The following is a 23,865-nucleotide window of genomic DNA, read 5'->3' on the forward strand; positions in this document are numbered from 1 at the left end:
CTGTGATGTACCGGCAGTTGGAGCGACAGCACAACGGCGAACGGGGAAGGAAAGTCTGGTGAAGGCCCTCAACAAGGGGATCCGCAAGGCCGAAGTCTCACTGAAGTGGGATCCGAGTCCGGCGGGACAGCCGCCCACCGATCTGGACATCGTTGCCGCGACCTACCCGGCGACCGATCCGTACGGCGATCCCGCCTATGTGGTGCACTTCGACAGCCGTTCCCCGGACGGCACGATCACGCTCAACCGGGACAGCAAGGACGGGAAGGGCTTCGGCTGGGACGAGGTCATGACGCTGGAGTTCGACCGACTGGGCGCCCAGTACGCGCGTGTGGTGGTCGGCGTCGTCATCCAACAGCGTTCCACGCACCGGACGTTCGTCAGTGTCCGAGGGCCCGGCCTGCGCATTCGCGAGGGTTACACCGTCCTGGCCGAGGACGACTTCGGCGGTGTTCTGGGGGCTACGGCGGCCACGGTCGCGGAGTTCGTCCGCGACGAGGCCGGGTCGTGGGACTTCCACCCCGGTGTGCGGGGCTTCGAGGACGACCCCTCGACGTTCAGCAGGGAGATGGGCCGCACGCGCCAGCCCTGACCCCTCCCCGAAGGGGGGCAGGCAGGGGGTGACGATCGCGAGGGTGGCGGCCAGGGCATCGAGTACGGCCTCCCGATGGGTGACCGTGCTCGGCGGCCCGTCCCCTCCCGGTGCCGGCAGTCCGCGGTCCACCAGCGGGTAGAGCATGCGCAGCGTGCGCATGGTGTTGGAGGCCCAGGGGGAACCGGCCCCGGTTCCCCCGTCCGGAACGCCGGTGGGACGGCGTCCAGCCATCCCACCGACCCGGCGGCACCGAGACCGGGCCGGCACAGGACCCGAGCCGGCACACGGGCGATCCGGTCGTCCTCCTGGGTGTCGAAGACATGCCCGGTGTCGGCCAGCAGCCGCGCGACGGCAAGTTCGAACAGCGGTGCGGGATCCTGCTATGGGCGCCGCGCGAGAGCCGCCAGCAGGTCGGCCCCGTGCGCGGCGGCGTACACCCGGCCGAGCACGGGGCCGTACCCGCGCAGATCGGTCTCGCCGGGATACCACCCGGCGCACGCCTCCACCACTCCTGCCGCCAGTCCCCCGCGGCGGCGATCCGGGCCAGGACAAGGGGGGCGAACGCACGCGCCTGAATGCCGGAATCGTCGGACAGGCAGGCCGCACGGTCCCCGAGCCACCGCCGCTCGGCCGCGTCGAGGCCCGGTATCCAGCGGACGGCCGTTCCATACGCGCGCTCGTCACACACCACGGGATCCGGGGAACGCAGGTCCGCGACCAGCGTGTCGAGAGCGGCGGCCCGGGCAGCCCCCGAGAGTCCCCCGATGTCACCGTCGTGCCGCCGCGACGTGTCGCCCACGGACGGAGGTTGCGCGGACCCCGGCACGACGAAGGAGGGGCACCGGCACATGACCGGCACCCCTCCTCCCTCACTCACCGACCGGTCGGGGACCGTCCGTCGAGATCAGCTGCAACCGCTGGTCGACCCGCATCCCTCGCAGATGTAGCAGGACCCGGCCCGCTGCATCTTCGTACCACAGGAGAAGCACAGCGGGGCGTCCGCCTGGATGCCCAGCTGCATCTCCACCAGTTCGGCACTGGTGTGGACCTGCGTCAGCACGGGCTCCGGCGTCTGGGCAGGGACGGCCTTCGGGGCCGCGACGGCCTTCAGCTCCTGCGTGCGGGGCGCCGACTGGGCCAGGCCCTCGACCTCGATGTCGACCTCTTCGTCGGTCGGCTCGTAGGACCCCGTCTCCAGGTGACGCTGACGCTCGTCGGCGGAGTGGATGCCGAGGGCGGAACGCGTCTCGAAGGGGAGGAAGTCCAGCGCGAGGCGGCGGAAGATGTAGTCGACGATCGACTGGGCCATACGGACATCGGGGTCGTCCGTCATCCCGGCCGGCTCGAAGCGCATGTTCGTGAACTTCGAGACGTACGTCTCCAGCGGCACGCCGTACTGCAGACCCACCGAGATGGCGATCGAGAAGGCGTCCATCATGCCCGCGAGGGTGGAACCCTGCTTGGACATCTTCAGGAAGACCTCGCCGAGACCGTCGTCCGGGTAGGAGTTGGCCGTCATGTAACCCTCGGCGCCGCCGACCGTGAAGGACGTGGTGATGCCGGGGCGGCCCTTGGGGAGGCGCTTGCGCACCGGACGGTACTCGACGACCTTCTCGACGGCCTCACGGATCGTCGCCTCGGTCTTCGCGGTCACCGCGGTCTTCTCGTCGTCCTTCTTCTTGACGGAGAGCGGCTGGCCGACCTTGCAGTTGTCGCGGTAGATCGCGAGCGCCTTGACGCCCATCTTCCAGGCCTCGAAGTAGATCTCCTCGACCTCCTCGACGGTCGCCGTCTCCGGCATGTTGACCGTCTTGGACAGGGCGCCGGAGATCCAGGGCTGGATCGCGGCCATCATGCGGACGTGGCCCATCGCGGAGATGGTCCGCTCGCCCATGGCGCAGTCGAACACCTCGTAGTGCTCGTGCTTGAGGCTCGGGGCGTCGATCACATGGCCGTGCTCGGCGATGTGGGCGACGATCGCCTCGATCTGCTCCTCCTGGTAGCCCAGGCGGCGCAGGGCCTGCGGGACGGTGCCGTTGACGATCTGCATCGAGCCGCCGCCGACGAGCTTCTTGAACTTGACCAGTGCGAGGTCGGGCTCAAGACCCGTGGTGTCGCAGGACATCGCGAGACCGATGGTGCCGGTCGGGGCGATGACGGACGCCTGCGCGTTACGGAATCCGTTCTTCTCGCCGATGCGGACGACGTCCTGCCAGGCCTCCGTGGCGGCGGCCCAGATCGGGGTGTCCAGGTCGTCGATACGGACGGCCTTGTCGTTCTCGTCGGCGTGCTGCTTCATGACCCGCAGGTGCGGCTGCGCGTTACGGGCGTAGCCGTCGTACGGGCCGACGACCGCGGCGAGTTCGGCGGAGCGGCGGTACGACGTGCCGGTCATCAGGGAGGTGATGGCGCCGGCCAGGGCACGGCCGCCCACGGAGTCGTACGCGTGACCGGTCGCCATCAGCAGGGCGCCGAGGTTGGCGTAGCCGATGCCGAGCTGGCGGAACGCGCGCGTGTTCTCGCCGATCTTCTCGGTCGGGAAGTCGGCGAAGCAGATGGAGATGTCCATCGCGGTGATGACGAGCTCGACGACCTTCGCGAAGCGGTCGATCTCGAAGGACTGGCGGCCCTTGCCGTCGTCCTTCAGGAACTTCATCAGGTTCAGCGAGGCGAGGTTGCAGGACGTGTTGTCCAGGTGCATGTACTCGCTGCACGGGTTCGAGCCGTTGATACGGCCGGACTCCGGGCACGTGTGCCACTGGTTGATCGTGTCGTCGTACTGGATGCCCGGGTCGGCGCAGGCCCAGGCCGCCTCGGCCAGCTTGCGGAAGAGCGACTTGGCGTCGACCTCCTCGATGACCTCGCCGGTCATCCGGGAGGTGAGCCCGAACTTGCCGCCCGCCTCGACCGCCTTCATGAACGTGTCGTTCACCCGGACCGAGTTGTTGGCGTTCTGGTACTGGACGGACGTGATGTCGTCGCCGCCCAGGTCCATGTCGAAGCCCGCGTCGCGCAGGGCGCGGATCTTCTCCTCTTCCTTCACCTTGGTCTCGATGAAGTTCTCGATGTCGGGGTGGTCGACGTCGAGGATGACCATCTTGGCCGCGCGGCGGGTGGCGCCGCCCGACTTGATCGTTCCCGCCGACGCGTCGGCGCCCCGCATGAAGGAGACCGGGCCCGAGGCGTTGCCGCCGGAGGAGAGCAGTTCCTTGGAGGAGCGGATCCGGGAGAGGTTCAGGCCGGCGCCGGAGCCGCCCTTGAAGATCATGCCCTCTTCCTTGTACCAGTCGAGGATCGACTCCATGGAGTCGTCGACGGACAGGATGAAGCAGGCCGAGACCTGCTGGGGCTGCGGGGTCCCGACGTTGAACCAGACGGGGCTGTTGAAGCTGAAGATCTGGTGCAGGAGGGCGTACGCCAGCTCGTGCTCGAAGATCTCGGCGTCGGCCGGGGAGGCGAAGTACTTGTAGTCCTCACCCGCCTTTGTGTACGTCTTCACGATGCGGTCGATGAGCTGCCTGAGGCTCACCTCGCGCTGCGGGGTGCCGACAGCACCGCGGAAGTACTTGCTGGTGACGATGTTGACCGCGTTCACCGACCAGAAGTCGGGGAACTCGACGCCACGCTGCTCGAAGTTGACCGAGCCGTCGCGCCAGTTGGTCATGACGACGTCACGGCTCGCCCACTCGACCTCGTCGTACGGGTGCACGCCGGGGGTGGTGTGGATCCGCTCGATGCGCAGTCCCCTGACCGCCTTCGTCCCCTTGGCGCGGGAACTCCGTGCCGGACCGCTCGCCGTCTCTGTCATGCCGCCTCCCAGTATCGGGCAAAACGCCCAGAAGTGTCACGTTGTTCCCGTGACACGGTGTGGTTTCTTGCGCTGCGGACAGGCTCTTGATGCCGCCCGCAGCAGGTCTTTGGATTGCCGCCGCCCGGGGCCGGGTCCGAACGCGCGGTCCGGGTCCGGCCCGCCGGTCAGTCGGCGGCGTTGGCGGGCACGGGGACCTGAGCAGTCCCCCCGGACCCGCGATCGTCCTGCCGGCGCCCCACGTCCGGGTCTTCGTCGTCCACGGCGGGGCTGCGCGGTGCTTCCCTGAGCTCCGCGATGGCGGCCTCGAAGTCGTCCAGCGAGTCGAACGCCCGGTAGACGGACGCGAATCGCAGGTAGGCGACGAGGTCGAGTTCCTGCAACGGACCGAGTATGGCCAGCCCCACGTCGTGGGTGGTCAGCTCGGCGCTTCCGGTGGCGCGCACCGCCTCCTCGACCCGCTGGCCGAGTTGGGCGAGAGCGTCCTCGGTGACAGGCCGTCCCTGACATGCCTTGCGCACGCCGTTGATGACCTTCGTACGACTGAACGGTTCGGTGACTCCGGACCGCTTGACCACCATGAGCGAGCACGTCTCGACGGTCGTGAACCGACGGGAGCAGTCAGGACACTGGCGGCGCCTGCGGATCGACGTGCCGTCGTCGGTCGTACGACTGTCGACCACGCGGCTGTCGGGGTGCCTGCAGAAGGGGCAGTGCATGTTCTCCAACCCTCCCTCACAGCAGACTCAATAGCCCCGCAAGGGCCTTTGAGCCCCTCGAAGCAGCCCCCAGCATAGGTGATGCCCGAGGGGCCGAAGACCCGGGGGACCACAACTTCTGGGCTACAGCCGCAATCCAACCACTAGATGTGGGGATTGGCCCGTACATCCATCACGTAGCGCGTGTCGCACCAGTATTGGCATGTGCCGTACGGCCATACCGCCACGAGGGACCGGATCCGGCTCGGCCGTATCGCTCGGGAACATGCGGAGATACGGTGAGGACCGCGGACGACGGAGGTCGATTCCCGGTTGACGGGGCTCCGGGTGGCAGACTTGGGCACCGGCCCACGAGGTCGCCACCCCGGCGGTGAAGGGTACAACAAAGAGCCCTTTTGTCCGCCCGGCACGACGTGAGCCATACACCCAGATATCCGATCGTGGCAGGCCATCGGCAATTTTTCACTCGAACGTGTGTTTGGCGCAACCTTTCGAAAGCAACTACCGTTGCACTGCACGGGAGACCATCGAGAGGGGCCGACGTGACCACCACCGCAGACAGTGCCACCATCACTGCCCAGGACCGCTCCCAGAGCCGACTCGAGCCGGTGCATGCGATGAACGAAGCCACGAATCCTGAGGGACCCAAGCGGTCCCTCCCTGGACGACCTCCAGGAATCCGAGCGGACAGCTCGGGACTCACCGACCGGCAACGGCGCGTGATCGAGGTCATCAGGGACTCCGTGCAACGACGCGGTTACCCGCCGTCGATGCGCGAGATCGGGCAGGCAGTCGGCCTCTCCAGTACTTCATCGGTCGCACATCAGCTCATGGCTCTGGAGCGCAAGGGATTCCTGCGCCGCGATCCGCATCGCCCGCGCGCCTATGAAGTACGCGGTTCCGACCAAGGGGCTTCCGTGCAGCCCACGGACACCGCGGGCAAGCCCGCCGCGTCGTACGTCCCCCTGGTGGGCCGTATCGCCGCCGGCGGACCCATCCTCGCCGAGGAATCGGTCGAGGACGTGTTCCCCCTCCCCCGCCAACTGGTGGGTGACGGAGAGCTCTTCGTCCTGAAGGTCGTCGGCGACTCGATGACCGAGGCCGCGATCGTCGACGGCGACTGGGTCACGGTGCGCCGCCAGCCGGTCGCCGAGAACGGCGACATCGTGGCCGCGATGCTGGACGGCGAGGCCACCGTCAAGCGCTTCAAGCGCGAGGACGGCCACGTCTGGCTCCTCCCGCACAACTCCGCGTACCAGCCGATCCCCGGCGACGAGGCGACGATCCTCGGCAAGGTGGTGGCGGTTCTCCGCCGCGTGTGAGAGCTGCGGGAGGCGGGGCCTTACGGACCCCGCCCCTGACCGGGCCCCGGAACCCCTGCGCCGGTTCCGGGGCCCTGCGTTGTCCCGTGCGCAGGTGCACCGCAGTGCCGGCCACCGACTGAAGTCGGTGGCCGGCACTGTGGTGTCTACGCCTCTTCCGCCTGCTCGACCTGATCGGCCTCCTCGGCCGTCGCAGCTTCCTCCGTCTGCTTTGCCACGGCGTCGATCGCGGCCAGCGACCGACGGACCACGTTGCGGTCCGTGGTGTACCAGAAGTCCGGCAGGGACGCCTTCAGGTAGCTCCCGTACCGGGCCGTGGCGAGGCGCTGGTCCAGCACGGCGACCACACCACGGTCGCCCGTCGCCCGTACGAGGCGGCCGGCGCCCTGGGCCATGAGGAGCGCCGCATGGGTGGCGGCGACGGCCATGAAGCCGTTGCCCCCGGCGTCCTCGACCGCCTTCTGGCGGGCGCTCATCAGCGGGTCGTCCGGGCGCGGGAACGGGATCTTGTCCATGACGACCAGCTGACAGCTGGCGCCCGGGACGTCGACACCCTGCCAGAGGGACAGTGTGCCGAACAGACAGGTCCGCGGGTCGGCCGCGAAGTTCTTGATCAGCTCGCCGAGCGTCTCCTCGCCCTGGAGGAGGATCGGGAACTCGGGGATGCGGGAACGCAGTTCCTCCGCCGCGAGCTGGGCTGCCCGCATCGAGGAGAACAGGCCGAGGGTGCGCCCGCCCGCTGCCTGGATCAGCTCCGTGAGCTCGTCCAGCATGTCCCCGCGGTCACCGTCACGCGCGGGGCGCGCCAGGTGCTTGGCGACGTACAGGATGCCCTGCCTCGGGTAGTCGAAGGGCGAGCCGACGTCGACGCCCTTCCACTGCGGGAGGTCGTCGCCCGCCGTGCCCTCCGGGGCGAGGCCGAGGGAGGCTCCGACGCCGTTGAAGTCGCCGCCGAGTTTGAGTGTCGCCGAGGTCAGGACCACCGAGCGGTCCGTGAAGAGCTTCTCCCTGAGAAGGCCCGACACCGACATCGGGGCGACACGCAGGGAGGCCCCGAAGCGGTCGTGCCGCTCGAACCAGACGACGTCCCACTCGGAGCCGTTCGCGATCCGCTCCGCGACGTCGTGCACGGACTCCACCGAGGCCAGTGCCTGTTTGCGGACCGCGTCCTCGTCCTGGACGGACTTGTCGCGGGTCGCGCCGATCCCGGAGATCACCTGGCGCGCGGCGTCCCTCAGTGCCATCAGCGCGTAGCCGAGGTCTTCCGGAACCTCCTCCAGGCGGCCCGGCAGCGCGAGCTCCATCACCCGCTCGAAGCCCTCGGCCGCCGTCTGGAGCTGGTCGGCGGTTTTCTCGTTGACGAGCTTCGCCGCGCGGCGCACGGCACGGTTGACCTGGCTGGGAGTGAGCTCGCCGGTGGCCACTCCGGTGACCCGTGAGACCAGTTCGTGCGCCTCGTCGACGATCAGCACCTCGTGCTGCGGGAGCACGGGCGCGCCCTCGATGGCGTCGATCGCGAGCAGCGCGTGGTTCGTGACGATCACCTCGGCGAGTTTGGCGCGCTCGCGGGCCATCTCGGCGAAGCACTCGGCTCCGTACGCGCACTTCGAGGCGCCCAGGCACTCGCGGGAGGAGACGGAGACCTGTGCCCAGGCCCGGTCGGAGACACCGGGGGTGAGGCCGTCGCGGTCGCCGGTCTCGGTCTCGTCCGACCATTCGCGCAGGCGCAGCAGGTCCTGGCCCAGCTTGCTGGTGGGCGCCGCCGCCTCGAACGGGTCGAAGAGGCTGTCCCCCTCGTCCTGCGGCACCCCCTCGTGGAGGCGGTGCAGGCACAGGTAGTTCGATCTGCCCTTGAGCATCGCGAACTCGGGGCGGCGGCGCAGCACCGGGTGCAGTGCGTCGACCGTGCGCGGCAGATCGCGTTCCACGAGCTGGCGCTGGAGCGCGAGGGTCGCGGTCGCGACCACGACCCGTTCCCCGTGCGCGAGCGCGGGTACGAGGTAGCCGAGCGACTTTCCGGTGCCGGTGCCTGCCTGGACCAGCAGATGGGAACCGTCGTCGATCGCCTCCGCGACGGCTTCGGCCATGGTCACCTGGCCGGGGCGCTCCGTACCGCCGACAGCGGTGACGGCAGCATGGAGGAGTTCGGGGAGTGAGGGCTTCGTCATAGCGCGACCACCCTACGGGGCGGCACTGACAATCGGGTGATCAAGGCGGGAGCGCACGGTGGGAACCCGAGTGGCGCAGGGGGTCTACAACGCATCGCGCAGGCCCCGGTCCCGGATCATGAGGGCGGCCCGTTTGGCGGGCAGGTCGACCTCGGCACCGAACCGGAAGCCGGCGCTGAGGAAGGCCGACACGGAGGGTGTGTTGCGCAGGTCGGGTTCCGCGACGACGCGCGCACAGCGGGGACGGTGGTCGAGTACGAGGTCGGCGACCGCTCTGAGCAGGGTGCCGCCCAGTCCGCGCCCGCGATCGGCGACACCGCCGAGCAGCAGGTGCAGTCCGGTGTCGTGGGGACGGGCGGGATAGTGCCGGGCCAGTGGGTCGAGGTCGGCGCGGTAGATCTCCCAGTAGCTCATCGGGGTGCCCTCCAGCACGCCGAGACAGGGGACGCTGCGCCCGTCACCGTCGAGCTGGGACCGCAGATGGGCCTCGGTCACGCACTCGGTGCCGGCGAGCTCCCAGAAGGTGGCGACGGTGGGGTCGTTCATCCAGCGCCCGATGAGAGGCAGATCGCGCGCGATCTGTACGGGGAGCAGGTGGAACGAGCCTGCGGGCGTGAGCCTCGGTCCCCAGTCCCCGATGCCGTCGAGGAGATCACCGTCGGGCGCCGGGGAGGCGGTGTCCGCCGCCCTGCCGTCGTCGGCGTACCTCGCGAGGAACTCGTCGGGCAGGCGCAGCTCCAGCGTGTCCTCACTGTCGCCGCCGGTGCGGAAGTCGGCGTCGTTCTCGGGGATCGAGGCGGTTCGGAAGTCGGTACGGGCGTCGGTGCGCGCGTCGACAGGAGGCACGGGACGCTCCTCTCAGGAGATGGGGTGTGTGGTGGTGTTCCTCAGGGGTGAAAGGGGGTTGGGGGCGTCAGGGGGTGTTGGTGACGTCAGGAGCGCAGGGGGTTGGCGATGCTGACGTAGACGGACTGGGTGTCGACCGGGCCGACGAGCTCGTCGAGGCCGTGCAGCCGGGTGAGCAGGTTGGCCTTGCAGCGCAGGACGGGTGAGTCCAGCAGACGTCCGGGCAGGGACGTGCGCAGGCGGGCGGGACCGGCCGCGACGTCTGTGAGAAAGCGCCGGAAGGCGGCCAGCAGCAGCTGTTCGTCGGCGAGGCGCTGTGAGCCGAACGCGCCGATGAGGCCGAGGACGTTGTTGATGCCGAGGTAGTAGGCGAACCGTTCGTCGGTGACCTCGTCGGAGACGAACGTGTCGCTCTGTTCTCCGATGCCCGGCAGCCGGGCGTCGAGTTCGGCGCGCCGGGACTCGCGGAAGTAGTACCCCTGGTTGTCGCGGTAACGGCCTCCCCGGGGCCAGCCGTCGGCGTCCAGCAGGACCAGGGTGTTCTGCTGGTGGGCCTCCAGGGCGATGCCCGCCTCGCTGTCCAGCCAGAGCACGGGCCGTACGACCTGCTCCAGGTAGCGCAGGAACCACTCGGCGGCGACGGCACCGCGTGGGCGGCCGGTACGTCCGGCGAGCCGTGTGACGACCCCGGCCAGCCGGGACCGCAGGATCGGGCCCTCCCGGTGCGGGTCGTCCGTGCCGCCCGGATGGGCGTGGGGCCGGGGTGATACCAGTCCGGCGACGCAGGACACGTCGTCCGCCGGGTGGAACGGGTTGTGGCGGATCACCACGTCGAGGCCGGGGACGGGGCGGCCGTCCGGGTCGTCGACGGCGAGCCAGGCCGGGTCGCGGACGATGTCGAAGGACGGGTGCGTGGACTGCCACTGCTTGGCCAGTCCGCAGCGCAGCAGCCGGTGCACCTCGACACCCCGGTGGAGCTCCTTGCGGAGGTTCTCGCGCCGGGAGTTGGTGATGCGCAGCCCCAGCGAGAGCTTCAGCATGGCGGGGGCGCCCGAGCGGTGGACGGTGCGTACGGAGGAGGTGGGGTGCCAGGGGGAGCCGTGGGTGCACAGGTCGCGGAGCAGGCCGGCCTCGAACAGGGCTGCGATCTCTGGGCGGTGGCGGGTCTCGCGGATCTGCCAGGGGTGCAGGGGGAGAGCCACGAAGCCGTCGGGCAGTGGCAGTGCGGCGCCGATGAGCTGCGCGGTGAGCTGCTCGGCGCGGATGGGGCGGCCCCGCTCGGTCCAGGCCGAGTCCGTGGCGAGTACGGAGGGGGCCACCGCCAGCCAGTGCAGCGGAAAGGAGCCCCGCAACTCCGGTGAGTAGAGGCGGGCTTCGGCCTCGGCGAGCCCTTCGCGGCTCTTCGGGGTCGGATGCAGCGGGTGGCCCAGCAGCAGTGCCTGCTCAGCGGCGAGAAAGAGGTCGGGCCCGTCGACCGGATGCGCACGACGGTCACTGATGAAGGTGGCGGTCCGGCGGACGGAGTCGGCGACACGGGCGACCAGGTCGACCGCGTCGGGGGGCAGGACGGAGGCCACCGGCGGGGCCGGCACGTCGATCGCCGCCGACATGCCGCCCGCACGGGCCGAGGGTGTCGCGGTCACCGGGTCGGCTCCGGCCGGCTTCGGACCGTCGTACGTCTCCCTCGCGAGCAGGGTCGCGACGGTGACCGCGTCGGCTGCCGGGGCTCCTGCGGGGGCGTCGGCCAGATGAGGGAGGCCGAAGCGGTGCCAGCCGGTCGGGGACCAGTAGTGGACCGGGGCCAACAGGGCGGTGCCGCTGGCGGGGAGGGGGATGTGGAGGGTGCCGTCATCGGGGGCGGTGAGGTCGTTCTCCCGTACCCAGCAGCGCAGCAGGTTCTCGGTGGCGGCGGCCTGGGCCGCGGTGTGGGGGTCGAGGTGTTCCAGAAGGTCGGCCGTGGCACCGCGCGCCCACTCGGCGCCGTCGGCCGCTCCCTTCTGACGGGGCACCGTTTCTCTCGCGGTGCGGGAGCCGCGCGCTGGGGTGGGGTGGGAACGGCCTTCGGGTACGGGGGTGCTGTTCAAGACCATTCCTCGTGAGGTTGTTCGAGTGCACGTGCGGGGGCGAACCGGGTTGGTACGGGCGGGCGTTCGACCTGGCTATCCCGCTCGTTCGGCGTGGGTGGCGTGCGGGCGGCCGGAGTCGGTGTGGCCGCGAGCCACCGCCGCCACCGCGTCGGCCAGCCGGTCGAGTACCGCGGCGGCCTGTTCGTCGCTGATGGTGAGCGGCGGCAGCAGGCGGACGACGCTCGCCCGGCGTCCGCCGAGTTCGACGATCAGGCCCCGGCGCAGACACTCCCGCTGCACGGCGGCGGCCAGTTCGGGCGCCGCGGGACGCGGTCCGCCGTCGGCCGGGGCGGGGAAGACCTCCGGGTCGGTATCCCGGTCACCGTCGGCGGAGTCCGCGGCGGCGGCTCCTGCCCCCGGCTCGACCAGTTCGACCCCGATCATCAGGCCCCGTCCGCGCACATCACCGATGATCGGGAACTCCGCTGCCAGCTGCCGGAGTTGGGAGAGCATGCGCGCCCCCAGGGTGGCCGCGCGTTCGGCGAGTCCGTGTTCACGGACGTACGTCAGGGTGGCCGTGCCCGCGGCCATGGCGAGCTGGTTGCCGCGGAACGTGCCGGCGTGGGCTCCGGGTTCCCAGACGTCGAGGTCGTCGCGGTAGACCACGACGGCCAGCGGCAGGCTGCCGCCGATCGCCTTGGACAGCACCATCACGTCGGGGGTCACCCCGCTGTGCTCCACCGCCCAGAACGTGCCGGTGCGGCCGACTCCCGTCTGGATCTCGTCGGCGATCAGCGGGATCGAGCGAGACTCGGTGATCCGTCGCATGCGCCGCATCCAGGCGTCCGGCGCGGGAATCACCCCGCCTTCGCCCTGGACGGGTTCGAGGATCATCCCGGCGGGCAATGGCACGCCCGACTTGGTGTCGTCGAGGACGGACTCGGTCCAGCGGGCGGCGAGTTCGGCGCCCCGGTCGCCGCCCAGCCCGAAGGGACAGCGGTAGTCCTGGGGGAAGGGCAGCCGGGCGACGCGTACGTCGGTCGCGTGGCCGGAGGCGCTGAGCGACCCCGCGGTCATGCCGTGATAGGCGCCCGCGAAGGCGAGCAGGCCGGTGCGGCCGGTCGCGGCGCGCACGAGCTTGAAGGCGGCCTCCACCGCGTCCGTCCCGGCCGGTCCGCAGAACTGCACGCGCGCGTGGTCGGCGAGTCCGGGCGGCAGGGTGCGGAACAGTTCGGTGGTGAAGGCGTCCTTGACGGGGGTCGCCAGGTCGAGGACATGCAGCGGCGCCCCCGAGTCGAGGACCTTGCGGATCGCCTCCAGCACGACGGGGTGGTTGTGGCCGAGGGCGAGTGTCCCCGCACCGGAGAGGCAGTCGAGGTAGCGGCGGCCGTCGGCGCCCTCGATCGTCAGCCCACGTGCCCGTACGGGGACGATCGGCAGGGCGCGCGCGTAGGTGCGTGCCGACGATTCACGCGCCGACTGGCGCCGCAGAATCCCCTCGTGCGCCCCGCGCGCGCCCGCGCACGCGTCGGCCTCCGTGTCCGCTTCCCCGGACACCCGGGATTCCCGCGCCCCCGGACGCTCCCCCGTCTCCATGGACTCCCGCAGCCCCAATGCCCCAACTCCCCGCTGCTCCACTGCTCTGCCGCCCCGGCCGAGCACCAACTCGCCGATAGACCCCTCCCGTTACCAACACCCTGCGCGCCACAGGAGTCACGGGTCATCTCAAGATCCTTGCCGGGACGGCGCCATAGCCTCAGCACTCCGGAAACAGCACCGCGGGAACAGCCGTGGCAAGGCGTCACATCGGCGGCCCGGCGGACGATCGGCGGACCGGCCCGCCCGTAGCGAAACCGTTGCCGTTCCGGCGGATGTGCCCCACAGCGACCGCATAGTGTGTGATGCCGAGCGGGGACAGCACACGGTTCGACCACGCCAGGGGGAGTCAGATCATGCGACGCATACGCCCACCCTTCATCGCCCGGGACGGGAGGGGCGCGCGCCGCGGAACCTCCCCCGGGCCGGCCGTCGTCGGCCTTGCCGTGGCGCTCGCGTTCACCGTCACCGCCTGCGGGTCCGGCTCCGACTCCGGGGGTTCCGACGCGAGCGGACAGTCCTCGGCCTCCGCGACCGACGACGGTGCCGGAAAGATCACCATCCCGGACGGGCTCAGGGACAAGCTCAAAGAGCACGGGATAGACATCGACAAGTGGAAGAACGGCGCCTGGAAGAACTGGGACAAGGACGACTGGCTGCGCGAGGCCGAGGACTACGTCAACCCGATCATCGAGGGCCTCTGGGACACGGACCGGATGCGGGACGCCGACGACCCGGAGAAGAGCGTCGACACGAGCGACCTCTCGGGCGACCAGGGTGTCACCGACCCGACGCCGCGGGCGGTGAAGGCCAAGGCAGTGCCGCCCGCCTACCACGCCAACGTGCCCGAAGCGGGCAAGGTGTTCTTCGACGCCCCCGAGGGCACGATGGTCTGCTCCGCAACCGTGGTGGAGGACCCCGCTCACCCCGGTAAGTCGAACCTCGTCTGGACGGCGGGCCACTGCGTGCACGCCGGCAAGAAGGGCGGCTGGTACCGCAACATCGCCTTCGTGCCGTCGTACAACGACGCGGGCAGGTCGACCGCAGAGCTGGAGAACACTCCCCGCGCGCAGGTCGCTCCCTACGGCGTCTGGTGGGGTGACTGGACACAGACCTCGGACCAGTGGATCGCGCAGGGCGGTTCGACGGGCGGCGACGGGGCACCGTACGACTTCGCGGTCATCCATGTGACACCGGAGAAGGGCAGCGGCGGCAAGTCACTGGAGGAGACGGTCGGTTCGGCCCTCCCGGTGGACTTCGACGCGCCCGCCGTGTCTCAGGTGGAGAGCATCACGGCGACCGGGTATCCGGCGGCGGCGCCGTTCGACGGCGAGACGATGTACCAGTGCCAGGACGAGCCGGGCCGGCTGTCGATCCTCAGGTCGGATCCGACCATGTACCGGATCGGCTGCACCATGACCGGCGGTTCCTCCGGTGGCGGCTGGGTCGCCACGGGCTCGGACGGCAACCCGGCCCTGGTCTCCAACACCTCGATCGGCCCGGTGAGTTCGGGCTGGCTGGCGGGTCCCCGCCTGGGCAAGGTGGCCAAGGGCGTCTACGACGAGGTGAGCGGGAAGTTCGCCGGTCGGTGACGCGGTGGGCCGCATACCGAAGGCCCGCTCCCGGGAGCGGGCCTTCGAGCGGCGCTCGGACCGAGCGCCGGAGCGCCAGAGGTTAAAGCACTGCCACCGCTGCCGGAACGTACGGCATCAGGTCCGCCGCCAGTTCCTCGTGGACCCGCGCCTTGAGCAGCGTGCCCTCCGCGGTGTGCTCCTCGGAGATCACCTCGCCGTCGGTGTGGGCACGCGCGATCAGGTTGCCGTGGGTGTACGGCACGAGCGCCTCGATCTCGACCGAGGGCCGGGGCAGCTCGTTGTCGATCAGCGCGAGCAGTTCGTCGATGCCCTGACCGGTACGGGCGGACACCGCGATCGAACGCGTCTCCATCCGCATCAGCCGCTGGAGCGTCAGGGGGTCCGCCGCGTCCGCCTTGTTGATGACGACGATCTCGGGTACGCCGGTGGCGCCGACGTCCCTGATGACCTCGCGCACGGCGGCCAGCTGCTCCTCCGGGGCCGGGTGCGAACCGTCCACCACATGCAGGATCAGGTCGGCGTCGCCGACCTCCTCCATGGTGGAGCGGAACGCCTCGACCAGGTGGTGCGGCAGGTGCCGGACAAAACCGACGGTGTCGGTCAGCGTGTGCAGCCGTCCGCTCGGGGTCTCGGCCCGGCGCACGGTCGGGTCGAGGGTCGCGAACAGGGAGTTCTCGACCAGCACGCCCGCGCCCGTAAGGCGGTTGAGCAGCGAGGACTTGCCGGCGTTGGTGTAACCGGCGATGGCGACCGAGGGCACCTTGTTGCGGCGGCGCTCCTGGCGCTTGATCTCGCGGCCGGTCTTCATCTCCGCGATCTCCCGGCGCATCTTCGCCATCTTCTCGCGGATCCGGCGCCGGTCCGTCTCGATCTTGGTCTCACCGGGACCACGGGTGGCGAGGCCGCCGCCCTTGCCGCCGCCCATCTGACGGGACAGCGACTGACCCCAGCCACGGAGCCTCGGCAGCATGTACTGCATCTGCGCGAGCGCGACCTGCGCCTTGCCCTCACGGGACTTGGCGTGCTGGGCGAAGATGTCGAGGATCAGGGCCGTACGGTCGATGACCTTGACCTTGACGACGTCCTCGAGGTGGATCAGCTGGCCCGGGCTGAGCTCACCGTCGCAGATGACGGTGTCCGCGCCCGTTTCGAGGACGATGTCCCGCAGCTCGTTGGCCTTGCCGGAGCCGATGTACGTGGCCGCGTCGGGCTTGTCGCGGCGCTGGACGACGCCGTCGAGCACGAGCGCGCCCGCGGTCTCCGCCAGGGCGGCGAGCTCGGCGAGCGAGTTGTCCGCGTCCCGGACGGTCCCCGTGGTCCACACGCCGACGAGCACGACCCGCTCCAGACGGAGCTGGCGGTACTCGACCTCGGTGACGTCCTCGAGTTCGGTGGAGAGGCCCGCCACGCGGCGCAGGGCCGCGCGCTCGGAGCGGTCGAACTGGTCGCCGTCCCGCTCTCCGTCGATCTCGTGGCTCCAGGCGACGTCCTCTTCCATCAGGGCATCGGCCCGAAGACCTTCGGGGTAGGTGTGCGCGAGGCGCTCAGTGTCCTGGGAAGGGGAAGAAGAGGAGGTCATTGGGTCCTTACGTCGATGGGGTTTCCGTGTGCGGCGACGGAGTGAGTCCCGTCACCGGTCACAACGCACGAGCGACCCGGGAGATTCCCGGAACCCGTCCCGTGGGGCCGGGGGCAGCGCCGCCGACCTGAAGATGGTCGCACGGCACGCCCCGTCTCGTCACGGTGTTATTCCGTGGCGCTATGTCGTGGGCGCGACGGACTTCCAGTCCGGGTGCCCGGGCATCGGCGGTGTCTTCTCCGCGTACAGCCACGCCCGGAAGAACGCGCCGAGGTCCCGCCCGGCGATGTCGGAGGCGAGGCGCTCGAAGTCGGCGGTGCCCGCCACGCCGTCCTTGTGGAGGCCGACCCACGCCTCCTCCACCCGCTCGAACGCCGGGCGGCCGATCTCCTGGCGCAGGGCGTAGAGGGCGAGAGCGGCTCCGTCGTAGACGTTCGGGCGGAAGATGCCGATCTTCTGGCCGGGCTTGGGCGGCTTGGGGGCGGCCGGTGGTCCGCCGGAGGCCCGCCAGCGGTCGGAGGCGCCGTACGCCGCCTTCATGCGGTCCACCAGCTTCCGGCCGGCCTTCTCCTCGGCGTACAGGGCCTCGTACCAGGTGGCGTGTCCCTCGTTGAGCCACAGGTCGGACCAGGTGCGCGGGCTGACGCTGTCGCCGAACCACTGGTGGGACAGTTCGTGCACCATGATCGAGTCGACGTACCACTCGGGGTAGGCGGGCTCGGTGAACAGGTCTCTCTCGAAGAGGGAGAGGGTCTGTGTCTCCAGCTCGAAGCCGGTCGACGCCTCGGCCATGAGCAGCCCGTACGTCTCGAACGGGTAGCGGCCGACCTTGCTCTCCATCCACTCGATCTGCGCGGGCGTCTTCTTCAGCCACGGCTCCAGCGGCGCCCGGTCCTTGGTGGGCACGACATCGCGCAGGGGCAGTCCGTGCGGCCCGGTGCGATGCACCACGGTGGAGCGGCCGATGGACACCTGTGCGAGTTCGGTGGCCATGGGGTGCTGGGTGCGGTACGTCCAGGTCGTGGCCGTGCCGACCCGGTCGACGCCGGTGGGCAGACCGTTGGCCACGGCCGTGTAGCCGTTCGGGGCGGTGACCCTGATGGTGAACATCGCCTTGTCGGAGGGATGGTCGTTGCACGGGAACACCTGGTGCGCGACATCGGCCTGGTTGGCCATCGCGAGCCCGTCGTTCGTCCCCACCCAGCCGCCGTCCCGGCCGGCCGCGGACACGGGGTCGCTGGTGTGCCGCACGGTGATCCGCATCCAGCTCCCGGCAGGCAGCGGTTCACGGGGCGTCACCACCAGGTCCTCGCCCGCACTGGTGAACGACGCCGGCTCACCGTCGACCTCGACCGACCCGACCGTGCCGTGCGAGAAGTCGAGGTTGATCTGTTCGAGCGGCGTGGTCGTCCAGGCGTCGATGGTGGTGACGGCGGACAGCGGCTTGCTGTTGGTTCCGGGGTAGCTGAAGGCGAGGTCGTACGACGCCACGTCGTACCCGGGGTTGCCCAGGTGCGGGTAGAGGCGGTCGCCGACGCCCAGGGGTGCCGCGGGGGCACTCGCGGCGACGAGGCAGACGGAGACGGCGGAGGCGAGCAGCGCCGACGTGAACCGGGTACGGGGGCTGAGCAGCATGCACCACCGCTACCAGCGCCCGCCCGCCGGAGGGCGACGACTCGCGCCGGACCCACCCGAACGGGTGCCTCAGGGAACCGCCACGTGATGCTGCGCCCGGCTCACGTCGTACACGCCCGGCACATTGCGCATGGCCCGCATGAGGGCCGGAAGGTGCGCCGCGTCCGGGAGTTGGAGCGTGTAGGTGTGGCGTACGCGCTGCTGGCTGGGCGGTTCGACGGTCGCCGAGACGATCGCGACGCCCTCCAGGGCGATGGCTTCGGTGAGGTCGGCCAGCAGATGGGGCCGCCCGAACGATTCGGCGACCAGGGTGACCCGGGCCTCGGTGGTGTCCCCCCAGTGCACACCGACCTCCGCGCGTCCCGTGCTCTTCATGTGCGCCACCCCGGCGCACTCCACCCGGTGGACGGTCACCACTCCCCCGCGCACGGCGAAGCCGGTGACCTCGTCGGGCGGTACGGGCGTACAGCAGCCGGCGAGCCGTACGGTCGCGCCGGGCTGGTCGACGACAGCGGTCGCGGCGGGGTCGGAGGACTCAGCGCCGTCCTGGGCCGAGCGGGCGTCGACGGCCGCGCGGGCGGCCCCGGCGGTGGCCTCCTCGGCCTCCGAGGGGTCACCGGAGGACCTCGGCGGCACATCCACCGGATCACTGTGCGCCGGATGGGCGGCCAGCCAGCGCTGGATGGCGATCCTGGCGACGGGTGTGTGCGCGTGGTCCAGCCACTCCCTGGAGGGCTCGGAGGCCGGGTCCTGCCCCATGAGGAGCTGAACAGTGTCGCCGTCCCGCAGGACCGTGCTCAGCGTCGCCAGTCGGCCGTTGACCCGGGCGCCGATACAGGCGTGCGCGTCCTCGCCGTACAGCGCGTACGCGGCGTCCACGCAACTCGCGCCCTCGGGCAGCCCCAACGAGCCCCCGTCGGCCCGGAAGACGGTGATCTCGCGGTCCTGGGCGAGGTCCTCGCGCAGGGTGGACCAGAAGGTGTCGGGGTCGGGCGCGGCCTCCTGCCAGTCGAGGAGACGGGACAGCCAGCCGGGCCGGGTGGGGTCGATGCGCTCGCCGTCGGCGTCGAGGTCGGTGCGCGCCCCGTCGCTGTCGGTCTGCTCCTCCGAAGGAGGAGCGTAGGGATTGCCGAGTGCGATGACGCCGGCCTCGGCGGCCTTGTGCATCTGGTGGGTACGGATGAGGACTTCGGCGACCTGACCGTCCGCACGGGCGACGGCGGTGTGCAGCGACTGGTAGAGGTTGAACTTGGGTACGGCGATGAAGTCCTTGAACTCCGAGACGACGGGCGTCATACAGGTGTGGAGCTCGCCCAGTACGCCGTAGCAGTCGGCGTCCTCGTTGACGAGCACCAGGACCCGCCCGAAGTCGGAGCCGCGCAGCTGGCCGCGCTTGCGTGACGCCCTGTGCAGGGACACGAAGTGCCGGGGCCGGATGAGGACTTCGGCCTGGATTCCCGAGTCGCGCAGTACCGCGCGTACCTCGTCGGCGATCTCGGCGAGCGGGTCGTCCGCGCGGGAGGCGTTGTCGACGATCAGCTCCCGGGTGTGCCGGTACTCCTCGGGGTGCAGGATCGCGAAGACCAGGTCTTCCAGTTCGGTCTTGAGTGCCTGGACGCCGAGCCGCTCGGCGAGCGGGATGAGCACGTCCCGGGTGACCTTGGCGATGCGTTCCTGCTTCTCGGGGCGCATCACGCCCAGGGTGCGCATGTTGTGCAGCCGGTCGGCGAGTTTGATCGACATCACGCGGACGTCGTTCCCGGTGGCGACCAGCATCTTGCGGAAGGTCTCGGGCTCGGCGGCGGCGCCGTAGTCGACCTTCTCCAGTTTCGTCACGCCGTCGACGATGTAGCGGACCTCGGCGCCGAACTCCTCGCCGACCTGATCCAGCGTCACATCGGTGTCCTCGACGGTGTCGTGGAGCAGAGACGCCGTCAAGGTCGTGGTCTCCGCGCCGAGTTCGGCGAGGATCAGGGTCACGGCGAGCGGGTGCGTGATGTACGGCTCGCCGCTCTTGCGCATCTGGCCCCGGTGCGAGGACTCGGCCAGGACGTAGGCCCGGCGCAGCGGCTCCAGGTCGGCGTCGGGGTGGTGGGCGCGGTGCGCCTCGACGACATGGCCGATGGCGTCGGGCAGCCGGTCGCGGGTCGCGGAGCCGAGGAACGCCGCCCTGCCCAGTCGGCGCAGGTCGATCCGGGGGCGGGTCCGTCGGCGGGGCGCCTGCTCCCCGTCCTGTTCCAGCGGGGCCGCGGGCTTGGGCGAGGACGTCACAGCACCTGGGCTCGCGGGATTCGTGGCCTCCGCACTCATGGGCACCTCCGGCTACCTGGACCGGCGGACGGGATGCCCCATGGCGGACGACGGCTCAGGGGATGGCGTTGTTCCCCCGTCCGGGCCGGTGCTTGATGCTACCGAGCCCACCACGTGCGACTGACCACCTCTCGTCGAGCGTGAAACGGATCACCCATTCGAGCGACGATTCGGGCACCCATGCCTCCGAGCCACCTGAGCCGAGACAAACCCCTACTTCGAGTCACAGCAAGCCCCACTGGCTTCGTTTCTACAGCCCACGGGACCTACAGCCTGCGATATCAAGCAATTGGTCGCTTCAGAGCGCTGCGGTTTCCAGCCACTCAGCGTCGATCTCGCCCTCGGCGACGATCACCGCGGGACCCGTCATCTCGATCTCGCCGTCGGCCCTCTCGGTGATCACCAGGCGCCCGCCGGGCACATCGACGGTGTACGTCACCGGCGTCCCGGTCACGGCCGGGTCGGCGCCGTCGCGCCGGGCGGCGGCCACGGCGACGGCGCACGCGCCCGTGCCGCACGAGCGGGTCTCACCGGACCCGCGCTCGTGCACGCGCAGCGCGACGTGGCGCGGGCCCCGGTCGACCACGAACTCGACGTTGACCCCGTCCGGGTAGACGGAGGCCGGGCTGAACGGCGGCGCGGTGAACAGGTTCCCCGCGTGCGCGAGATCGTCCACGAAGGCGACCGCGTGCGGGTTGCCCATGTTCACGTTCCGCGCGGGCCAGCTGTGCTCGTCGACGCGCACGGTGACCTCCCCTTCGGGGAGGAGCGCCCTGCCCATACCGACGGTGACGTCACCGCCCTTGGCGATGTGTACGCGCTTCACGCCCCCGCGTGTGGCGACGGTGAGGTCCCCTTCGGTCACCTGTCCGGCCCGCTGGAGGTAGCGCGCGAAGACCCGCACCCCGTTGCCGCACATCTCCGCGATCGAGCCGTCGCCGTTGCGGTAGTCCATGAACCACTCCGCCTCGGCCGCCATGCTCTTGGCCTCGGGATGCGCGGCGGACCGCACGACGTGGAGCAGTCCGTCACCCCCGATGCCCGCACGCCGGTCGCACAGGGCGGCGACGGCGGCCGGGGGGAGGTCGATGAGGTTCTCGGGGTCGGGGACGATCACGAAGTCGTTCTCGGTCCCGTGCCCCTTGAGGAAGGCGATCCGCGTGCTCATTCCTCGATCGTACGGGGTGGGTACGACACGGTGAGTCCCGGTTGGTTCACAGCCCGGGCCAGGCACACCCGGCCCGTCCGGCGTCGGAACTAGCGCAGTCGGGCCACTCTCCACACGGCGAGCCCGATGACCACGACCACCGTCACGACGTACGCCGACACGACCCGCCAGTCCCGGCGAGGGCCCTCACCGAGCCCCGGAGCCGTGTAGCCGACCCGGCGGGCGGCCATCATGCCCCAGCCCGCCGCGCAGGAGCAGATGAGCAGCCCCAGCATGGCGATCACGGCTCCGCTGTCGCCGAAGTCGAACGCCAGCGGGAAGGCGAACATCAGGGAGCCGAGGGCTGCCAGGACCACGATCGGGGCGAGCTGCCAGATGCGCAGACGGCGCTGCGGCCGGAGTTCGACCTCGACCTCGGGCCCGAGGAACATCTCGTCCGGTTCGGGTCCGTCGGCGGTCACGCCGCCCTGTGTCTCGTCGGGCCCGTCGGGGCTCAGACGATCCTCGTCCCGTTCCGTTTCGCCACCGTCACCTGTGACGTGTCCCGCGCCTTGTGCGGTGTCGCGAGGGCCGGCCTCCATCGCCACGCGCCCTCCCAACTCGGACTCCACTTGGTCGATCGAAGCTCGATGATGGCACGGCGCCGGAGGCCTGGATGACGGCCGGAGCGTCCCGATGCCATGACGTGATCAGGCTGTGACCGGTCGTTCGACCAACGCCAGTGCGAGGTGCGGAAGTTCTGTGAGATCCGCCGCAGCCCCACTCAACCAGTGCACCCGGGGATCGCGCCTGAACCACGAATCCTGACGGCGCGCGAAGCGCTTGGTGGCGCGTACGGTCTCGGCGCGCGCGTCGTCCTCGCCGTACTCGCCGGCGAGCGCCGCGAGCACCTGCTGGTAGCCCAGCGCACGCGATGCCGTGAGCCCCTCGCGCAGGCCGTGCGCCTCCAGCGCGCGCACCTCGTCCACGAGCCCCGCCGCCCACATCCGGTCGACCCGGCGGGCGATGCGCTCGTCCAGCTCGGGGCGGGACACGTCGACGCCGATCTGCACGGTGTCGTACACGGAGTCGTGGCCCGGGAGGTTGGCGGTGAAGGGCTTGCCGGTGATCTCGATGACCTCCAGGGCCCGGACGATACGGCGGCCATTGCTGGGCAGGATCGCCTGCGCGGCCTCGGGGTCGGCGGCGGCCAGACGGGCGTGCAGGGCGCCGGAGCCGCGCAGGGTGAGCTCCTCCTCGAGACGGGCCCTGACCTCGGGATCGGTGCCGGGGAACTCCAGGTTGTCGACGGCTCCACGGACGTACAGACCGGAGCCGCCGACCAGGACCGGCCAGCGCCCCTCGGCGAGCAGCGTGTCGATCCGCTCGCGTGCCAGGCGCTGGTACTCGGCGACGCTCGCCGCGACGGTCACGTCCCAGATGTCCAGGAGGTGGTGCGGGATTCCGCCGCGCTCCTCGGGCGTCAACTTGGCGGTGCCGATATCCATCCCGCGGTAGAGCTGCATCGAGTCGGCGTTGACGACCTCGCCGCCGAGACGCCGAGCGAGAAACACGCCCAGATCGGACTTTCCCGCTGCGGTGGGGCCGACGACGGCGATGACTCGTGGGGTGGGGGCTGCGCTGCTCACCGCCACAGTCTCGCAAACCCGGGACCCGTCCTCGAACGAGCGACGTGACGGCGGGGATCCGTTGTCGTTGCCAGTTGCGAGGTTCGCGCCGCCGGATTCGGAAGGCGGTGACGGGGGCAACGCAAACGGACGCACCGGGCGACGCGGGATTTCGCCCGCACGAGTAACGTATGGAGTGGATATGGGCGTTTTTGCACGGCTTCTTGGACGGTCGAAGACCACGGAGGAGACGTCGACCGCCGACGAGCAGGCCGTCGTCGTGACGGACGAGCCGGCGGCGGAGGAGACGGAAGCGGCGAAGGGTTCACCCGAGGCAGGCAGCGTTGCCGAGACGGAGATCACGGCGGAGACGTCGGAAGCCGTGACCGTCCCCGCCACCGAGGGTGTCGAGATTCCCAAGCAGCAGTCCGCCGAGGAGGCCGCCGACAACGAGGCCGGTGAGGGCGCCCGCAGGTAACCGCCCGCGAGGGAAGGCGAAAAATGGGTCTGCTGGACAATCTGAAGGCAAAGCTCGCCCCGGCCAAGGAGAAGGTCGCGGACTTCGCGCACCAGCACGAGGACCAGATCGAGCGGGGTCTCGACAAGGCCGCGAAGGTGGTCGACGAGAAGACCAGGGGCAAGTACAGCGACAAGATCCATACGGGCACCGGCAAAGCCAAGGGCGCGGTGGACCGACTCGCGCACAAGGACGATGGCACCCCGGACGACACGTTCACGCCACCGCCGGACGCGCCGCCACCGGCTTCCTGACCGGCGCGAACAACAGCACGACACATCGGCGGACGGCTGCGGAGCCCACGCTCCCGGCCGTCCGCCGTGTCACGGCAACG

General features: G+C 70.3%; 18 protein-coding genes. 5 read left to right on the forward strand and 13 right to left on the reverse strand.

The window, feature by feature from the left end; genetic code table 11:
- Positions 1 to 58 precede the first annotated feature (58 nt).
- Positions 59 to 592, forward strand: a complete 534-nt coding sequence (locus ACW4TU_RS10935; RefSeq protein WP_457427050.1) for a TerD family protein — start codon at positions 59 to 61, stop codon at positions 590 to 592.
- Between the two features lie 383 nt (positions 593 to 975).
- On the opposite strand, the gene ACW4TU_RS10940 is transcribed toward ACW4TU_RS10935, so the two are convergent.
- From ACW4TU_RS10940 to nrdR, 3 genes are all read right to left on the reverse strand, one after another.
- A complete protein-coding gene (locus ACW4TU_RS10940; RefSeq protein ID WP_457427052.1) occupies positions 976 to 1,215 on the reverse strand; it encodes a DUF2785 domain-containing protein in 240 nt (79 codons plus the stop codon).
- Positions 1,216 to 1,499: 284 nt separating this feature from the next.
- On the reverse strand, positions 1,500 to 4,403 hold the full coding sequence (locus tag ACW4TU_RS10945) for a vitamin B12-dependent ribonucleotide reductase (RefSeq protein ID WP_457427054.1): 2,904 nt from the start codon (positions 4,401 to 4,403) through the stop codon (positions 1,500 to 1,502).
- A gap of 167 nt (positions 4,404 to 4,570) precedes the next feature.
- Positions 4,571 to 5,122, reverse strand: coding sequence for a transcriptional regulator NrdR (gene nrdR / locus ACW4TU_RS10950; protein WP_457427056.1), 552 nt, complete (start codon positions 5,120 to 5,122; stop codon positions 4,571 to 4,573).
- A 542-nt stretch (positions 5,123 to 5,664) separates the two neighbouring features.
- On the opposite strand from nrdR, the gene lexA reads away from it, so the two are divergent.
- On the forward strand, positions 5,665 to 6,444 hold the full coding sequence (gene lexA, locus ACW4TU_RS10955) for a transcriptional repressor LexA (RefSeq protein WP_164318350.1): 780 nt from the start codon (positions 5,665 to 5,667) through the stop codon (positions 6,442 to 6,444).
- A 146-nt stretch (positions 6,445 to 6,590) separates the two neighbouring features.
- Here lexA and ACW4TU_RS10960 read toward each other — a convergent pair whose 3' ends face one another.
- The 4 genes from ACW4TU_RS10960 to ACW4TU_RS10975 all read right to left on the reverse strand — a co-directional run bounded on the left by ACW4TU_RS10960 (position 6,591) and on the right by ACW4TU_RS10975 (position 13,120).
- A complete protein-coding gene (locus tag ACW4TU_RS10960; RefSeq protein WP_457427059.1) occupies positions 6,591 to 8,612 on the reverse strand; it encodes an ATP-dependent DNA helicase in 2,022 nt (673 codons plus the stop codon).
- Positions 8,613 to 8,696: 84 nt separating this feature from the next.
- Positions 8,697 to 9,458 carry a GNAT family N-acetyltransferase gene (locus tag ACW4TU_RS10965; RefSeq protein WP_457427061.1) on the reverse strand — a complete coding sequence of 254 codons (762 nt, stop codon included), beginning with the start codon at positions 9,456 to 9,458 and terminating at the stop codon, positions 8,697 to 8,699.
- Positions 9,459 to 9,544: 86 nt separating this feature from the next.
- Positions 9,545 to 11,542, reverse strand: coding sequence for an IucA/IucC family protein (locus ACW4TU_RS10970; RefSeq protein ID WP_457427063.1), 1,998 nt, complete (start codon positions 11,540 to 11,542; stop codon positions 9,545 to 9,547).
- A gap of 75 nt (positions 11,543 to 11,617) precedes the next feature.
- Positions 11,618 to 13,120: a diaminobutyrate--2-oxoglutarate transaminase family protein gene (locus tag ACW4TU_RS10975; RefSeq protein ID WP_457427065.1), complete on the reverse strand. Its 1,503-nt coding sequence runs from the start codon at positions 13,118 to 13,120 to the stop codon at positions 11,618 to 11,620.
- Between the two features lie 356 nt (positions 13,121 to 13,476).
- Here ACW4TU_RS10975 and ACW4TU_RS10980 point away from each other — a divergent pair, with 356 nt between their 5' ends.
- Positions 13,477 to 14,712 carry a trypsin-like serine peptidase gene (locus ACW4TU_RS10980; RefSeq protein WP_457427067.1) on the forward strand — a complete coding sequence of 412 codons (1,236 nt, stop codon included), beginning with the start codon at positions 13,477 to 13,479 and terminating at the stop codon, positions 14,710 to 14,712.
- Positions 14,713 to 14,794: 82 nt separating this feature from the next.
- Here ACW4TU_RS10980 and hflX read toward each other — a convergent pair whose 3' ends face one another.
- The 6 genes from hflX to miaA form a co-directional block, all read right to left on the reverse strand.
- On the reverse strand, positions 14,795 to 16,294 hold the full coding sequence (gene hflX / locus ACW4TU_RS10985) for a GTPase HflX (protein ID WP_457427069.1): 1,500 nt from the start codon (positions 16,292 to 16,294) through the stop codon (positions 14,795 to 14,797).
- 180 nt (positions 16,295 to 16,474) lie between these two features.
- On the reverse strand, positions 16,475 to 17,929 hold the full coding sequence (locus ACW4TU_RS10990; RefSeq protein WP_457427071.1) for a M1 family metallopeptidase: 1,455 nt from the start codon (positions 17,927 to 17,929) through the stop codon (positions 16,475 to 16,477).
- A gap of 69 nt (positions 17,930 to 17,998) precedes the next feature.
- The gene (locus tag ACW4TU_RS10995; protein WP_457427073.1) at positions 17,999 to 20,239 is read right to left on the reverse strand and encodes a RelA/SpoT family protein; all 2,241 of its coding nucleotides are present in this window, start codon (positions 20,237 to 20,239) and stop codon (positions 17,999 to 18,001) included.
- A gap of 298 nt (positions 20,240 to 20,537) precedes the next feature.
- Complete coding sequence (gene dapF / locus ACW4TU_RS11000) at positions 20,538 to 21,407, reverse strand: diaminopimelate epimerase (protein WP_457427075.1); 870 nt, start codon at positions 21,405 to 21,407, stop codon at positions 20,538 to 20,540.
- 89 nt (positions 21,408 to 21,496) lie between these two features.
- Entirely contained in the window at positions 21,497 to 21,988 is a 492-nt protein-coding gene (locus tag ACW4TU_RS11005; RefSeq protein WP_457430027.1) for a hypothetical protein, read from the reverse strand.
- Between the two features lie 108 nt (positions 21,989 to 22,096).
- On the reverse strand, positions 22,097 to 23,035 hold the full coding sequence (gene miaA / locus ACW4TU_RS11010) for a tRNA (adenosine(37)-N6)-dimethylallyltransferase MiaA (protein WP_457427077.1): 939 nt from the start codon (positions 23,033 to 23,035) through the stop codon (positions 22,097 to 22,099).
- 181 nt (positions 23,036 to 23,216) lie between these two features.
- Between miaA and ACW4TU_RS11015 the strand changes: the two genes are divergently transcribed.
- Both ACW4TU_RS11015 and ACW4TU_RS11020 read left to right on the forward strand, forming a co-directional pair.
- The gene (locus ACW4TU_RS11015) at positions 23,217 to 23,492 is read left to right on the forward strand and encodes a hypothetical protein (RefSeq protein ID WP_457427079.1); all 276 of its coding nucleotides are present in this window, start codon (positions 23,217 to 23,219) and stop codon (positions 23,490 to 23,492) included.
- A 23-nt stretch (positions 23,493 to 23,515) separates the two neighbouring features.
- Positions 23,516 to 23,785 carry an antitoxin gene (locus ACW4TU_RS11020; RefSeq protein WP_457427081.1) on the forward strand — a complete coding sequence of 90 codons (270 nt, stop codon included), beginning with the start codon at positions 23,516 to 23,518 and terminating at the stop codon, positions 23,783 to 23,785.
- Positions 23,786 to 23,865: the final 80 nt, after the last annotated feature.

The sequence above is a fragment of the Streptomyces kryoterrae genome, from assembly GCF_054072135.1.